Raw genomic sequence first — 15,669 nt, forward strand, 5'->3', positions numbered from 1 at the left:
CAGCCGCACGGGAACCGGAGCCCGTCTGCCCCGCCTGAAACTGCAGCCTGGCTCTAAGGCCGGGATGCGTCCGGCCCTCCCGAATCCTCCGCCGCCTTCGTACCCGGGTTCCCGCCCCCGGCCGAGGACTCCAGCACCCGGAACGTGCCCGTGCCGTACGCACACAGCGTGCCGTCCTCCGCATGCACGTACCCCTGCGTCGTCACCATGCGGCGCGATTGGTGGATAACCTCCGCACTGACCGTAACGGTGCCTTTCCGGACGGAGCTCAGGTAATGCAGATTGAGGTTGGTCGTCACGACCGCCTCCAGCGGCCTGACGGCCATCGCCATCAGCCCCATGATCGAATCCAGCAGTGCGGCATGGACGCCGCCGTGCAGGATGCCCAGCATGTTCAGGTGATGGGCCTCGATCTTCAGGGCGGCCGCCACGCGGTCCGGCCCGAACTCGGTCACCTCGCCGCCGACATGGTCCCAGAAGGTGCCCTTGGGCGAGGAGGCTTTTAACAGCTCCAGATGCGCCTCGCTTCCCCCTTCAATATTCTCCATCGCTCTTCCCTCCAGCCCTGCTGACGATATGGTTAGGATTAGGGTATTCAGGCCCCCTGATCTTTATCCTTGCCCGGCGGCTCCTGCCCCTCTTCAATCAGCCTGCGGCGCAGCACCTTGCCGACCATCGTCTTCGGGAAGCTCTCGCGGAACTCGAAGATCTTCGGGACCTTGTAGACGGCCAGCCGCTCCTTGCACCAGCGCTTCAGGCTTTCCTCGTCCGCCGCGGCCCCCTGCTTCAGCACGATGAACGCCTTGACCGTCTCACCCCGGTACGGATCGGAGACACCGGCGACAACCGCCTCCTCCACGTCCGGATGCTCGAAGAGCACCTCCTCGACCTCGCGCGGATAAATGTTATAGCCTCCCGCAATGATGAGGTCCTTGCGCCGGTCGAGGATGAAGAAATAGCCGTCCTCATCCATCCGGGCCATATCGCCGGTGGACAGCCAGCCGTCCTTCAGCACCTTCGCCGTCTCGTCCGGCCGCTTCCAGTAACCCGCCATCACCTGCGGCCCGCGGACGACCAGCTCGCCGATCTGCCCCTGCGGCACCTCCTCCCCGCTCTGCGGATCGACGATGCGCGCCTCGGTATCCGGGAACGGGATGCCGATCGACCCGAGCTTCCTGGCCTCCCAGATGTTGTTGGCATGGGTCACCGGCGAGGCTTCCGTGAGGCCGTAGCCTTCGATGAGCTTGCCACCCGTCAGGCTCTCGAACCGCTCCTGCACTTCATGGGGCAGCGGGGCCGCGCCGGAGATGCAGAACTCGATCGACGAGAGATCGTACCTGCGGATATCCGGGTGGTTGATCAGCGAGATGTACATCGTCGGAGCTCCGGGGAATACCGTGGGCCTGCACTTATGAATCGTCTTCAGCACGTCCTCGACCCGGAAGCGCGGGATGAGGAGCAGCGTGCCGGCCAGATAGACGGACTGGTTCATGAGCACCGTCATGCCGAACACGTGGAAGAACGGCAGGGCCGCCAAATATTTCTCCTGCGCCTCCTTCGTCCGGTAGGCCCAGAGGCGGCTCTGGATCGTATTGGCCACGAGATTCAGATGCGTGAGCATGACCCCCTTGGGGCGCCCCGTCGTGCCTCCGGTATATTGAATGAGCGCGAGATCGCTCCCGGCATCCACCTGCACATCCACGGCCTCCGGAGAAGACGTTTTGAGCAGTCTCGAAAAAGAAAGCACGCGCTCCCCGTAAACGATATCGGGTTTCTGCCCGTCTTTGCGGAGCTTCAGCCCATAGAGCACGTTCTTCGGAAAAGGCAGATAGTCCGCCAGGGACGTCACCACGAGGTGACCGAGCCCCGTGGCCGGCATCACCCCCTGGACCCGCTCGCAGAGCAGGTCCAGGGTGACGATCAGCTTCGCGTCCGCGTCGTTCAGCTGGTACTCCAGCTCCCGCGGCATATACAGCGGGTTCGTCATGACGACGACCCCGCCGATCAGCAGCGTGCCGTAGTAGGCGATCACTGCCTGCGGACAGTTCGGCAGCATGACGGCCACGCGGTCCCCCTTGCGGACCCCGAGGCCGAGCAGACCGTTAGCGAAGCGCCGGGCGCTCTCAAGCAGGCTCCGGTAAGTCACCGTTCGGCCCATGAAATACAGGGCCGGATGGTCGCCGTGCCTCGCGGCGGAGTCCTCCAGGAACTTCGCCAGATGATGATGCGGATAATCGTAGGTCGGCGGTACGGATGCGGGATACTGTCCAATCCAAGGTTGGCCTGACAAGTCGAACACCCCTATCCTGCATAGGCTGGCTTCCTAGAGCGCGTACTTCTCCGCTTCGATGACCTTGGCGGCGATGCCGCGCTTGAGTTCGATGGTGTTCACCGCCGACTTGCGCGTAAGCTTCTTGAGCACCGACAGCTGCGTCCTCAGCACGTCGCCGGTCTCCATAGCGGCCAGCGTCTCCTTCGCGAGCTCGTGGATGCGGTCGAACGACTCATGCACGAACACGGACGTCATATCGACCGCATGCTTCGCTTTGGCCTCGCCCGCGCGGCCGATAAGCTTCTTCGTGCGGAGCAGCGCGCTCTCCATAGCGAAGACAAGAATCATGACATCGGCGAGGTGGCTGAGAATCTCCTGCTCCGCCTCGAGCTTCGTCTGATACTTCTGCACGGCCCCGGCGCCGGCCATCAGGAAGATCTTCTTCGCCATGGCCAGCAGATGCGTCTCCTCCTCCAGCGCGCCCTCGAACACCTGGCCCGGCACCAGCTGGAGCAGCTCGGACTGCAGCGCCATCGCCTTCTGCATGAGCGGCAGCTCGCCCTTCATCGCCCGCTTGATCAGCGTACCGGGAATGAGCAGCCGGTTGATCTCGTTCGTGCCCTCGAAGATGCGGTTGATCCGCGAATCCCGGTAGATGCGCTCGATCCGGTACTCCTGGATGAACCCGTAGCCGCCGTGGATCTGCACGCCTTCGTCGGCGACGAAGTCCAGCACCTCGGAGCCGAACACCTTGTTGATCGAGCACTCGAGCGCATACTCGGCGATCGCCTTGGCCGACTGGGCGCCGGCCTGCGGGGAGCTCGTGTCGACCTCGGCCAGACCTTCGTCGAACAGGCCCGCCGTGCGGTACACCATGCTCTCGAGCACATAGGTGCGGATGTTCATCTCGGCGAGTTTCTTGCCTATGAGCGGGAACGACGAAATCGCGCGGCCGAATTGGGTCCGCTCATTGGCATACTTGGCGGAGAGCGCAATGGCGTCTTTGGCCGCGCCGACGCAGCCCGCGGCGAGCTTGAAGCGCCCGATGTTCAGGATGTTGAAGGCGATGAGGTGGCCCTTGCCGATCTCCCAGAGCAGGTTCTCCACCGGCACGTGCACGTCTTCGAGTATGAGCGGGCAGGTCGACGAGCCCTTGATGCCCATCTTCTTCTCCTCCGGCCCGATGCTCACGCCCTCCATCGTCCGCTCGACGATGAAGGTCGAGAAGTCCGTGCCGTTCACCTTCGCGTACACGATGAAAAGGTCCGCAAAGCCCGCATTCGTAATGAACTGCTTCGTCCCGTTCAGCACATAGTGCTTGCCGTCCGCAGACAGTACGGCCGTCGTCTTCGCGCCCAGTGCGTCCGAGCCGGAGGAAGGCTCCGTGAGACAGTACGCCGCGATCTTCTCGCCGGAAGCGAGGGGCGGCAGGTACTTCTGCTTCTGCTCCTCATTGCCGAAGTAGACGATCGGCAGGGTGCCGATGCCGACATGCGCGCCGACCGAGAGGGCGAAGGCGGACGCTTTCGTCAGCCGCTCGTTAATCAGCGTCGAGCTCACCTTGTCGAGGCCGAGGCCGCCGTAAGCCTCCGGCACATCCGCGCCCAGGAGGCCGAGCTCGCCGGCGGCCCGCAGTTTTTCTACCGTAAGCTCATAGTTCAGCTTCTCGATCGCCTCGTCGTGCGGCTCGATCTCTCCCGCAACGAAATCCTCCGTCGTCTGGGCGATCATGCGGTGCTCTTCGTTGAAATCCTCCGGGGTTACGACCCGGCTTGGGTCCATTTCTTCAATAATGAAGCTGCCCCCTACCACTTTGCCTGCCGCTTTGTTCATCCCGATCACTGCTCCCTTTTCCTGAATATGGGTGATGAAGTAAAAAGAGTGCCCGCTCTACGCCCCGTGCACCTCGAACACGCCTGCAGCTCCCATCCCGCCGCCGATGCACATCGACACGACGCCGAAGCCGCCGCCCCGCCGGCGCAGCTCATGCAGCAGCGTCGCCGTAATCTTCATGCCCGTGCAGCCGAGCGGGTGACCGAGTGCGATCGCCCCGCCGTTCACGTTCACCTTCGCCTCGTCGATGCCGAGCTCGCGGATGACCTGCACACACTGCGAGGCGAACGCCTCGTTGATCTCGAACAGCGACACGTCCTGCAGCCCGATGCCCGCCATCTGCAGCGCCTTCGGGATCGCCTTCACCGGGCCGACGCCCATAATCTCCGGCTCCACGCCGGCGAGAGCGAACGAGCGGAACGTCGCCAGCGGCTTCAGCCCGAGCGTGTCAGCCTTCTCGCGGCTCATCACGACGCACGCCGCCGCCCCGTCGCTCATCTGCGAGGCGTTGCCAGCAGTGACGCTGCCGCCGAGCCGGAAGGCCGGACGGAGCTTCGCCAGCCCCTCAGGCGAGGTGTCCGGCCGGACGCCTTCGTCCGTGTCGACGGTGTACCGCTTCCGCTTGACCTTCCCGGCCTCATCCAGCACCGTCCACTCCGCCTCGAACGGGACGATCTCCTCGCGGAACCGGCCTTCCGCGATCGCGGCCGCCGCCTTGCGGTGGGACTCCACCGCGAAGCGGTCCTGGTCCTCGCGGGTGACGCCGAACCGGTCCGCCACCTGCTCCGCCGTGTGGCCCATGCCGATGTACACCTCCGGCATCGTCTCGACGATCTTCGGATTCGGCGACACCTTGAAGCCGGTCATCGGCACGTGGCTCATGCTCTCCACGCCTCCGGCGATGATCACGTCGGCATGGCCGAGCATGATCCGCTCGGCGGCGAAGGCGATCGACTGCAGCCCCGACGAGCAGAACCGGTTGATGGTGAGTGCCGGCACCGTCACGGGAAAGCCTGCGTACAGCGACATGATGCGGGCGAAGTTCAGCCCCTGTTCGCCCTCCGGCATCGCGCAGCCGATGATGACATCCTCCACGTCCTCCTTGCTCAGCCCCGGCGCCCGGTCGATCACGGCCTCGAGCACGGCCCGGCCGAGGTCCTCGGCCCGTGTCTGCGCGAACACGCCCTTTTTGGCTTTGCCGATGGCGGTTCGGGCGATGGATACGATCACTGCTTCTCTCATTGCCTCAAGTCCCCTCTCCGTGGTTAGTTGCGCAGCGCTTTGCCTTTGGACAGCATGTGGCTCATCCGCGCCTGGGTCTTCGGCTCGCCGCAGAGGCTGAGGAACGCCTCACGCTCCAGATCGAGCATGTACTGCTCCGTCACCAGCGTGCCTGCGGGCACATCCCCGCCGGCCAGCACGTGGGCCAGCTTCTTCGCGATATGCAGGTCGTGGTCGCTGATGTAGCCGCCCTGCCGCAGACCGAGCGCGCCGAGCGTCAGCACCGCCTTGCCTTCGGCGCCCGCCACGCGGAACTTCTCCTCACGGACCGGCTCATAACCGGAGGCGACCAGCTGCAGCGCCGACTGCTTCGCCTCGTAGATCAGGTGGTCCTGGTTCGCCACGATCCGGTCCCCCGGCGTCATCAGCCCGAGATTCTTGGCGTCATGGCCGCTGGTGGACACCTTCGCCATGCCGACCGTCTCGAACACCTGGTTCAGGTACGGCTGCAGGTCGCTGTCCGGATGCGGATTGTTCCGTGCGATGCGCAGCGCGAGCTCCTTGCACCCGCCGCCGGCCGGGATGACGCCCACCCCGACTTCCACGAGGCCGTAGTACGTCTCGGCCGCCGCCACGATCCGGTCCGCCGGCATGCACGCCTCGACGCCGCCGCCGAGCGTCATCCGGTGCGGGGCTGCGACGACCGGTTTCTCGAACCTTTTGACCTTGTACATCGTGTTCTGGAAGAGGCGGATGATGCCGTCGATCTCCTCCCACTCCTCGTCCTGCGCTTCCATCAGGAGGATCATGAGATTCGCCCCGACGCAGAAGTTGCGTCCCTGGTTGGCGATGACGAGGCCGTCGAAGCCGCGCCGGACCTCCTCCAGGCTCTGCCCGATCATCGTCAGGATGTCGGCTCCGATCGCATTGTTCGGCGAATGGAACTCCAGGCAGGCGATGCCGTCGCCGATGTCGATCAGGGAAGCGCCGGAATTCGAGCGCACCACCTTGTTCCGCTCCTTCAGCGCCCTCAGCGAGATGACTTCCTTCGGCTGGTCGAGCGCCGTGTACGCTCCCTGGTGCACATAGAACGTGCGGCCTTCCTCCTGGCGGTAGAAGCTCCGGTTGCCGGCTTCGATCCACTCCTTGACCCAGGCGGGAACGGTCAGCCCTTCGGCTTCCATCCGGTTCACGGACCTCACCAGCCCGAGCGCATCCCACGTCTCGAACGGGCCGAGCTCCCAGTTGAAGCCCCACCGCATCGCTTCGTCGATCTCCTGCACCGTATCCGCAATCTCGCCGAGCCGCTCCGCCGAGTACACGAGCACGAGCTTGAGAATGTCCCACGCGAGATCCGAGTACTTGTCGCCCGCACCGATCAGCGCCTTGACCTTCTCCCGCGCACCCTTGGCCAGCTTCGCCGCTTCCAGCGAGCCCGAGCCGGTCTTTTTCTGCGACCGGTAGTCCATCGTGCCGAGGTCCAACGACAGAATCTCGCTGCGGCCGTCCTCGCCCTTGCGCTTCAGGTAGAAGCCCTGCCCGCTCTTCTCGCCGAGCCAGCCCTTCTCCACCATGGTCCGCAGGACGCCCGGGACGGCGAACACCTGCTTTTCCGCTTCGTCCGTGACGTTCTCGTATACGTTGTTCGCCACATGAACGAAGGTGTCGAGACCGACGAGGTCCAGCGTCCGGAACGTCGCGCTCTTCGGCCGGCCCATCGCCGGCCCGGTGACCGCATCGATCTCCTCGACCGTGAAGCCCTTCTCCGTCATCGCCTGCAGCGTGACGAGGAGCCCGTAGGTGCCGATGCGGTTTGCGATGAAGTTCGGCGTATCCTTCGCCGTCACGACGCCCTTGCCGAGCACCCTGGAGCAGAATCCCTTCATATCCTGCAGCAGCTGCGGGTCGGTGTGCTCCCCGGGAATGAGCTCAAGCAGCTGCATGTAGCGAGGAGGATTGAAGAAGTGGGTGCCGAGAAAATGCCGCTTGAACTCCGCCCCGCAGTCCGCCGACATCGCGTTAATCGAGATGCCGGAGGTGTTCGACGACACGACCGTCCCCGGCTTCCAGTGCTCCTCCACGCGCCGGAGCAGCTCCTTCTTCACCTGCAGGTTCTCCACGACGACTTCGATGACCCAGTCGGCCTCTCCGACCACATGCAGATGATCTTCGAGGTTCCCCGGCGTGATCCGGGCGGCGAAGCTCTCGTCATACAGCGGGGCGGGCTTCGTCTTCGCCAGCCTCGCGACCGCTCCGGCCGCCAGCCGGCTGCGGACCGCCGGGTGCTGGGGCGTCAGGCCCTTGGCCTGTTCTTCAGGGGTCAGCGTCCCCGGCACGACGTCGAGCAGGTGGCACGCAATGCCCACATTGGCGAGATGGGCCGCGATGCCGGACCCCATCACCCCCGAACCGATGACTACCGCTTTGCGGATGCTTTTGCTCATGGATACGTTCCTCCCAGTCCCATGTGGTAAATAAAAGTCTTTCTCCTGCATGAACCGCTGCGTAAGCTCAACATCTTGCATGTTTTACACTCGTGCATCTCTGATCGGATATCTCTATTGGCGCTACGTCAGGCTTCTTTTATTGGCCGCTGTCCAAAAGATCATCTCCCGCCGGCATGAACCATCAGGCTGCAATGCTGCTCCGTCATAACTTGGAGGAAGTGCCGAACACGGACTCCTCGAGGAGCTCGGCGATGTCTCGTGCTCTCACCCGGTCTTCTGCTTCCTTCATCTTCGTCCCGTCCTCGACCATCGTCAGACAGTACGGGCAGGCCGAGGAGATGACCGTCGGGTTCACCTGCAGCGCCTGCTCAGTGCGGGCTACGTTCACCCGCTTGCCCGACGTCTCTTCCATCCACATCATGCCGCCGCCCGCGCCGCAGCACATGCCGTTCTCCCGGGTGCGCTCCATCTCCACGAGCTGCACGCCCGGGATGGCCCGCAGCACATTCCTCGGCTGGTCGTACACATCGTTGTAGCGGCCGAGATAACAGGAATCGTGGTACGTAATGCGTTCGTTCAGTGCATGCTCCGGCTTCAGCCGGCCTTCCTGAAGCAGCCGGTCGAGCAGCTGCGTATGGTGAAGAATCTCGACCCCCTCCAGCCCGAATTCGGGATATTCATTCTTGAATGTATTAAAGGTATGCGGGCAAGCGGTTACAATCCGCCGGACGCCGTACTTCGTGAAGGTCTCGATGTTCTCCATGCAGAGCTGCTGGAACAGCATCTCGTTGCCGAGGCGGCGCGGCGTGTCGCCGGAGTTCTTCTCCTCGTTACCGAGAATCGCGTAGGAGACGCCCGCTTCGTTCAGCAGCCGGACCAGCGCCTTCGTAATCCTGCGCGAGCGCAGATCGTACGAGCCCATCGAGCCGACGAAGAACAGGTACTCGAAGTCCGGATGGTCCTTCACCGTCGGTACCGGGATGCCCTCCAGCTCGCCGGTCCACTTCGCCCGGTCGCTGCGCGAGATGCCCCACGGGTTGCCCTGGCGCTCGATGTTCTGCATGGCGCGCTGCCCTTCATGCGGCAGGCTGCCCTGCATGAGCACGAGATGGCGGCGCAGGTCGACAATCTTGTCGACATGCTCGTTGCCGACCGGGCATTGATCCTCGCAGTTGCGGCACGTCGTACAGGCCCAGATCTCCTCCTCGGTCATGACGTCGCCGATCAGCTCCATCTCCTGCACAGGCTTCGGCGACGACCCCCAGGTCTTCCCCTGCCAGTCCAGCGTCGGCCGGATGTTCGTGATGCTTCCCGGGGCGGCGGCGAACTCGACGCCCGGCCGCTCTTCGGCCGCCCCGTGCGCGGGTCCTCCGGCGAAGGCGAATGCCGGGACCCACGGCGACTTCGAGGTGACCGCCGCCCCCTTCTCCTGCAGGTGGTCGCGCAGCTTCGTGATCAGGTGCATCGGGGACAGCGCCTTGCCCGTATTGGAGGCCGGGCACACGTTCGTGCAGCGGCCGCACTCGACGCAGGCATAGAAGTCCAGCATCTGCTTCTGCGTGAAGTCCTCAATCTTCCCCGCGCCGAAGCTCTCCGCCTCCTCATCCTCGAGATCGAGCTTCTTCAGCCGGCCGGCCGGCTCCGTACGTCGCAGCCAGATATTGACCGGGGCCGTGATGATGTGAAAATGCTTCGACTGCGGCACATACACCAGAAAGCTCAGCAGGATGAGCAGATGCAGCCACCAGAAGACGTAGAACCAGACCTCGGCCGCCCCTGTGGAGACGCCCTGCAGCGGAGCTGCAAGGAGAGACGAGATCGGCGCATACGCCGAAGGCCCGTGTCCGTGCCAAAGCCGCTCGAAGGTCAGCGAGAGCAGGACCGACAGCATCAGCGAGAATATAAAAAATACGACAAGGCTGGGCTTCCACCCCTTTTTCAGCCGGACCAGCTTCTCCCCGTACCGCCGGTACGCCGCATAGCCCATCGCCGCCAGCACCAGGAATACCGTGATCTCCTGCAGCAGATTGAACGCCTCATAGCCCGGGATCGGAAGAGAACGCCCGCCCGTCAGCCCCTTCACGATGAGATCCAGCGCCCCGAACTGCAGCAGAATGAAGCCGTAGAAGATGACGATATGCATGATGCCGCTCTTCGGGTCCTTCATCAGCTTCTTCTGGGCGAACACCTGGGACAGGAATTCCCGGATGCGCTCCCGGTTCTGCTCGTGGAAGGAAAAAGGCTGCCCGAGCTTCACATACAGATACCGGTGATAGACCGCTTGGTAGAACAGGTACAGCGCATAGCCCGTAATGCCGAGGAAGAGTACAAAGGTAACGATCTGCAGCATGGTTTGTTCTCCTTCCTTTCCGTAAGTACGCTCGATCTGCCTGAAAAATCCGGGTCCAAGCGGCCCGCCATCACTATTGAAACCGCTTGCATTGTCCCTGCGAAAAAATCTTATGACGATAACCGGGCTCTGCGCTTCCCCTCCGTACAAGAACGGGCCGGGATGCGCATACACTTCATTAGAACGAACGCGCTGATCAAGACTTCTCTCTAAGGTATATGTGGCCGGGGCCTTCACCTTGCGGAATCCTGTTCAAAACACATTGACAATTCGTACGGTTTCTCATAAGATTAAGAAAAATGAATGAGTATTCATTCACTACACTTGAATCTTAACACCGGGGTGACCTCATTGGCAAGTAGGAAAAAGGAAAAATACGATCTCATTCTCGAGGCGGCCCTGAAAGTCATTGCGGAGCACGGGTTCCACGGCTCCCAGGTCTCTCGGATCGCCAAGGAAGCCGGCGTAGCGGACGGGACCATCTACTTGTACTTCAAGAACAAGGAAGACATCCTGATCTCACTGCTCCGGGAGAAGCTCGGCGAGCTTGTCGCCAAATTTAACTCTTCCATTCAGGAAGGCGATACCGCGGACGAAGCGCTCCGCAAGATCTGCGAGATCCATTACACGGCGCTCGAGGAGAATGTGCATCTGGCCCACGTCGCCCAGATCGAGCTGCGCCAGAGCTCCATTGAGCTGCGGAAGGAGATCGGCCTCGCGGTCAAGCCGTACATTGAGCTGATCGAGAGCGTGATCCGCCGCGGGATGGACGCCGGCACGTTCCGGCAGGGTCTCGACCCGAAGGTGGTCCGGCTGCTGATCTTCGGCGGCATGGATGAGGTCGTCACCTCGTGGCTCATCTCGGGACGCAAGTATTCGCTGTCGGAGCAGGCGGGCAAGACGATCGATTTCTTTTTGAAAGGGCTGTCCTAGTTTCCCTGGATTGGTTTCTTACTTAAGGGAGGAGCGGGTTCCATGAATATTGTTGTATTGATGAAGCAAACGTTCGATACCGAGGAGAAAATCGTCATCCGCGGCGGAGTGGTATCCGAGGACGGGGTCAAGTTCGTGATCAATCCGTATGACGAGTATGCGGTCGAAGAAGCGATCCGGCTGAAGGAAGCGCACGGCGGGACGGTCACCGTCCTCTCCGTCGGCCCGGACCGCTGCACCGAAGCGCTGCGCACCGCTCTGGCCATGGGAGCGGATGAAGCGGTGCTGATCAACGACAGCCGCATCACCGGCGATGAATACGGGCTCTCGCGCGTTCTTGCCGCGCACCTCGGCGGGCAGGCCTACGATCTGCTGCTCGGCGGCAGCTTCTCCGTCGATAACGGGGCGGGCCAGATCGCCGTCCGGACGGCGCGTCTGCTCGGCATCCCGCACGTGTCGTCGATCACGAAGCTTGAGGTCAGCGGCACGGCGGCTGCCGTCCTCCGGGATGCCGAAGGCGATACGGAGACGGTGGAGGTCGCGCTGCCCGCGCTGTTCACCGCCCAGCAGGGACTGAACGAGCCGCGCTACCCGTCCCTGCCCGGCATCATGAAGGCGAAGAAGAAGCCGCTGCGCACGCTGACGCTGGATGACATCGGCCTCTCGGAAGCCGACATCGCCCCCCGCACCGAGCGCGTCACGCTGAGCCAGCCGCCGGAACGCGGGGCGGGCCGCGTGCTGCAGGGCGATCTCGCCGCCCAGGCCGCCGAGCTGGTCCACCTGCTCCGCACCGAAGCGAAAGCGCTTTAATATCCGCAGTGGAATCCAACCAACCGAGGAGGACGAAGCGATGAGCAAAGTACATGTGATAGTAGCGGAGACCCGCGGAGGCAAGCTGCGGCAGGTGACCTTCGAAGCGGTGCAGGCCGCAAGACAGGCCGGCGGCGACGGCGACCGGCTCGCCGCCGTGCTGATCGGCGCCGGTGTCGGCTCCCTGGCGGATGAGCTGGCCGGGGCAGGCGTGGACGCGGTCCACGTGATCGACAGCCCTGCGCTCGAGCTCTATAACCCGGAGGCGTACGGCGCGGCGCTGAACGCCCTGCTGGACCGGCTCCAGCCGGACACCGTGATCTTCGGCCATACGGCCATCGGCCGGGATCTCGCTCCGGCGGCCGCCGCCCACCCTGCAGGCCGGGCAGATCTCCGACGTCACCGCGATCGAGCGCTCAGGAGAAGACGTGCTCTTCACCCGGCCGGTGTATGCCGGCAAGGCGTTCGAGCAGAAGAAGCGCACGGGCGGCGGCCCGCTCGTCGTGACCGTGCGGCCGAACAACATCGCGCCGGCTGCCGCTGACGGGGCGGCCGGCGCGGCGGCGGTCACCGCCGAGGCGTACGACGCCCCGCCCTCCCTGCGCACCGTCATCAAGGATGTCGTGCGCAAGATGAGCGGCCGGGTCGACCTCGCCGAGGCGAAGATCGTCGTCTCCGGCGGACGCGGCGTGAAGAGCGCCGACGGGTTCAAGCCGCTCGAGGAGCTCGCCGGGGTGCTGAACGCCGCCGTCGGCGCCTCCCGGGGCGCCTGCGACGCCGGGTACTGCGACTACGCACTGCAGATCGGCCAGACCGGCAAGGTCGTCACGCCGGAGATCTACATCGCCTGCGGCATCTCCGGGGCGATCCAGCATCTCGCCGGCATGAGCCAGTCGCGCATCATCATCGCGATCAACAAGGACGCCGAAGCGCCGATCTTCAAGGTCGCCGACTACGGCATCGTCGGGGACCTGTTCGACGTCGTGCCGCTGCTGACGGAGGAGTTCCGGAAGGCGCTGGCATAAGGCTCGGGGAGCCCTGAAACTGGGCGGCCCGACTGGGTTCCCGTCCTGTGAACAGCAATCGAATGAAATACAAAAAGGGGCGGCTCCTATAATCAGAAGCCGCCCCTTTGCGCTAACCTGTCAATTCCAGAATTCCAGGAACCGCTCCGCTTCGGTATCCTCGAGCCATACCCGGCCCGCGTCTTCCCCGAGCAGGTACAAATCGCCCTGCATGCTGTAGGCGCTCTTGGCTTAGTAAAGGTTCCAGTCCTGCTCTTCCCCGAAGTTCTTGTGAAAATCCCGGAACTTCTTGGTGAACTGCTGCTCTGTCATCGAAGCATCCAGAGCGAAAAAGCCCATGGCCCGGTAGTACCTCGCCGCATCCGCAACCCGCACCTCAGGAGAAAATGTCCCAAACTTCTCTTGAAACAGAACCTCACTGCTCTTCACTTCCTTAGCCGAGTACGACGCAGAGAGGCCGAGCAGCAGTGCTGCGGCTGCCGCGAGGGCTGCGGTCTTTTGTGTGAATTGTGCTGTGTTCCTCATGGTCGTACCGTCCCATTCTCTCGTTGTCTGTATACCACAATCGTTCTATCACGAGAGATGGGATTCGTAGAGTGGGCGGATGTAAAAAATCAGGCAAATTCCAGGCAAATTCGACAAGATCCGGCTTGTCCAGCGGGCCCAGGAATTGTACAATCAGTAAGATCTATTGTCCGTATCCCCAAACTACGATAAAGCCAGGTGATTGTACCCATGTCACAGATGTCAAAGCAAGTCATTCAAGTGGAGGAACGCCCTCCCCTATCCAAGAGCATCCCGCTCTCCCTGCAGCATCTGTTCGCGATGTTCGGGGCCAACATCCTCGTCCCGGTGCTGTTCCAGGTGAACCCGGCGACGATCCTGCTCATGAACGGGATCGGCACGCTGCTCTACCTGCTGATCTGCCGGGGACGGATTCCGGCCTATCTCGGGTCGAGCTTCGCCTTCCTCTCGCCGGTCTTCCTCGTGCTCTCCACCGGATCGTATGCTGAGGCGCTCGGCGGCTTCATTGTGGCGGGGGCGATCTTCCTGCTTGTCGGCCTGCTCGTGAAGGCCGTCGGCAGCGGCTGGATCGACGTCGTCTTCCCGCCCGCCGCCATGGGCGCGATCGTCGCCGTCATCGGCCTTGAGCTTGTGCCGACTGCGGCCGAGATGGCCGGGTTCATCAAGCCCGCACAGAACGCGCCCGCGAACTGGTCTCCGGATCCCGCCACGGTAGGCGTAGCAGCGGCCACGCTGCTGATCACCATCCTCGGCACCGTCATGTTCCGCGGCTTCCTGAAGATCATACCGATCCTCGTCGGCGTAGCGTCCGGGTATGCGATCGCCGCCGCAGCCGGCATGGTCGACTGGAGCAAGGTGGACGCCGCCCCCTGGTTCGAGCTTCCGACCTTCTACGCTCCCCAGTTCAGCTGGTCCGCCATCGCGGTCATCGCGCCGGCCGCGCTCGTCGTCATCGCCGAGCACATCGGCCACCTTGTGGTCACCGAGAACATCGTCGGCCGCCGGCTGTCGCAGGATCCCGGGCTGCACCGCTCGCTGATCGGCAACGGCGTCTCGACGATCCTCTCGGGCTTTGCCGGTTCCACGCCGAACACCACCTACGGGGAGAACATCGGCGTCATGGCGATCACCCGCGTTTACTCCTCCTACGTCATCGGCGGAGCGGCCGTCTTCTCGATCCTGCTCTCCTTCTCGGGCAAGCTCGCGGCGCTGATCTCCACGATCCCGTCCCCCGTCATGGGCGGCGTCTCCCTGCTTCTTTTCGGGGTCATCGCCTCCTCCGGAATCCGCATTCTTGTGGACGGGAAGGTCGACTACAGCCGACCGGTTAACCTAATCCTGACGACGGTCGTGCTCGTCATCGGGATCAGCGGAGCGGCCTTCACTTGGGGGGCGTTGACGCTCAAGGGCATGGCACTCGCCACGGTCGTTGCCATCGCGCTCAGCCTGTTCTTCCGGGCCGCCGAGAAGGCGAAACTGCTGAACGAATAGCAGGCACAGCATCCGAACGAATAGAGAACAGGCGGGGGACGCTTCCCCCGCCTGTTTTTTCGCATACACTCCTGTACACCACGCAACACCACCGCACCGCCTGCCAGGTAAGACCGCCCGCTTCCATGCTGCGCCCGTTTTCCCCCTATACGTTCTGCTCCGCCACCGCCATTCCTTCACCTGGCAGCACCGCCGCCACCCTATTCGAACAGCAGTTCCCCCGCCCCGCAAACAAGCTTGGCAGCTCCCTGTCCCTTCAATCCTTGCCTCCGCGATGCTCCACTGCCGGTCCCGAGACTCCCTTCCTGAACCACAAATAATACCCTCTCGACACGAAGAAGGTGGCCAGCAGGGAGAGCCAGGTCCAATACCAGGTCCAGCTCACATACTCGATCAGATCCGTATACTTCTCCAGTGCCACCTCGAATAAGGTCATCACCGTCGGAAACACCAGAATCCAGGCCCACTTCCTGCCCCATCCCCGGTCAGCCGGAAAGTGGAGATTGTAGATTACACAGATGGCCGGATAGATGAAGAACTCAAATGAAAAGCTCGTGCGGTTCGCAATAATGAATTCCCGGGCCGGATATTCAATCAGATGATACTCCACAATCAGCAGCCCCAGCACCCAGGTGATCGATTGCTTGAAAGTATAAACCACGGCAGCTTCCCTGAGCCTGCTCCGGGGAGTAAGGAGAATCAGCCCCGCCAGGGTAATCCCGTTAATGATAAGAAGAATGATCTGCTCTTTGGACATAGAAC

The 15,669-nt window shown here is 62.9% G+C and carries 11 protein-coding genes and 1 pseudogene; 4 read left to right on the forward strand and 8 right to left on the reverse strand.

The features are described 5' to 3' along the window. Positions 1-53: 53 nt before the first annotated feature. From PM3016_RS27760 to PM3016_RS27785, 6 genes are all read right to left on the reverse strand, one after another. On the reverse strand, positions 54-548 hold the full coding sequence (locus PM3016_RS27760; protein WP_014371726.1) for a PaaI family thioesterase: 495 nt from the start codon (positions 546-548) through the stop codon (positions 54-56). Between the two features lie 47 nt (positions 549-595). Continuing rightward, positions 596-2,299 carry a long-chain-fatty-acid--CoA ligase gene (locus PM3016_RS27765; RefSeq protein ID WP_014371727.1) on the reverse strand — a complete coding sequence of 568 codons (1,704 nt, stop codon included), beginning with the start codon at positions 2,297-2,299 and terminating at the stop codon, positions 596-598. Between the two features lie 24 nt (positions 2,300-2,323). Further along, the gene (locus PM3016_RS27770; RefSeq protein WP_014371728.1) at positions 2,324-4,105 is read right to left on the reverse strand and encodes an acyl-CoA dehydrogenase family protein; all 1,782 of its coding nucleotides are present in this window, start codon (positions 4,103-4,105) and stop codon (positions 2,324-2,326) included. A 57-nt stretch (positions 4,106-4,162) separates the two neighbouring features. Further along, positions 4,163-5,347 (reverse strand): acetyl-CoA C-acyltransferase, encoded by a 1,185-nt coding sequence (locus tag PM3016_RS27775; RefSeq protein ID WP_014371729.1) that lies wholly within the window; start codon positions 5,345-5,347, stop codon positions 4,163-4,165. A gap of 23 nt (positions 5,348-5,370) precedes the next feature. Continuing rightward, positions 5,371-7,770, reverse strand: coding sequence for a 3-hydroxyacyl-CoA dehydrogenase/enoyl-CoA hydratase family protein (locus PM3016_RS27780; RefSeq protein WP_014371730.1), 2,400 nt, complete (start codon positions 7,768-7,770; stop codon positions 5,371-5,373). A gap of 205 nt (positions 7,771-7,975) precedes the next feature. Further along, positions 7,976-10,123: a (Fe-S)-binding protein gene (locus tag PM3016_RS27785; protein WP_014371731.1), complete on the reverse strand. Its 2,148-nt coding sequence runs from the start codon at positions 10,121-10,123 to the stop codon at positions 7,976-7,978. A gap of 351 nt (positions 10,124-10,474) precedes the next feature. On the opposite strand from PM3016_RS27785, the gene PM3016_RS27790 reads away from it, so the two are divergent. The 3 genes and pseudogenes from PM3016_RS27790 (at position 10,475) to PM3016_RS27800 (ending at position 12,891) form a co-directional block, all read left to right on the forward strand. Then, on the forward strand, positions 10,475-11,056 hold the full coding sequence (locus tag PM3016_RS27790) for a TetR/AcrR family transcriptional regulator (protein WP_013919728.1): 582 nt from the start codon (positions 10,475-10,477) through the stop codon (positions 11,054-11,056). Between the two features lie 42 nt (positions 11,057-11,098). Then, positions 11,099-11,866, forward strand: a complete 768-nt coding sequence (locus PM3016_RS27795; RefSeq protein ID WP_014371733.1) for an electron transfer flavoprotein subunit beta/FixA family protein — start codon at positions 11,099-11,101, stop codon at positions 11,864-11,866. Positions 11,867-11,906: 40 nt separating this feature from the next. Next, a pseudogene (locus PM3016_RS27800) lies at positions 11,907-12,891 on the forward strand (electron transfer flavoprotein subunit alpha/FixB family protein). Between the two features lie 231 nt (positions 12,892-13,122). Here PM3016_RS27800 and PM3016_RS27805 read toward each other — a convergent pair. Next, positions 13,123-13,416, reverse strand: a complete 294-nt coding sequence (locus PM3016_RS27805) for a hypothetical protein (RefSeq protein ID WP_014371735.1) — start codon at positions 13,414-13,416, stop codon at positions 13,123-13,125. Positions 13,417-13,626: 210 nt separating this feature from the next. On the opposite strand from PM3016_RS27805, the gene uraA reads away from it, so the two are divergent. Further along, positions 13,627-14,907 (forward strand): uracil permease, encoded by a 1,281-nt coding sequence (gene uraA, locus PM3016_RS27810; RefSeq protein ID WP_014371736.1) that lies wholly within the window; start codon positions 13,627-13,629, stop codon positions 14,905-14,907. A 256-nt stretch (positions 14,908-15,163) separates the two neighbouring features. Here uraA and PM3016_RS27815 read toward each other — a convergent pair whose 3' ends face one another. Further along, positions 15,164-15,664 (reverse strand): CBO0543 family protein, encoded by a 501-nt coding sequence (locus PM3016_RS27815; RefSeq protein WP_014371737.1) that lies wholly within the window; start codon positions 15,662-15,664, stop codon positions 15,164-15,166. Positions 15,665-15,669: the final 5 nt, after the last annotated feature.

Source organism: Paenibacillus mucilaginosus 3016 (genome assembly GCF_000250655.1).
In the GTDB taxonomy this organism is placed as follows: domain Bacteria; phylum Bacillota; class Bacilli; order Paenibacillales; family NBRC-103111; genus Paenibacillus_G; species Paenibacillus_G mucilaginosus.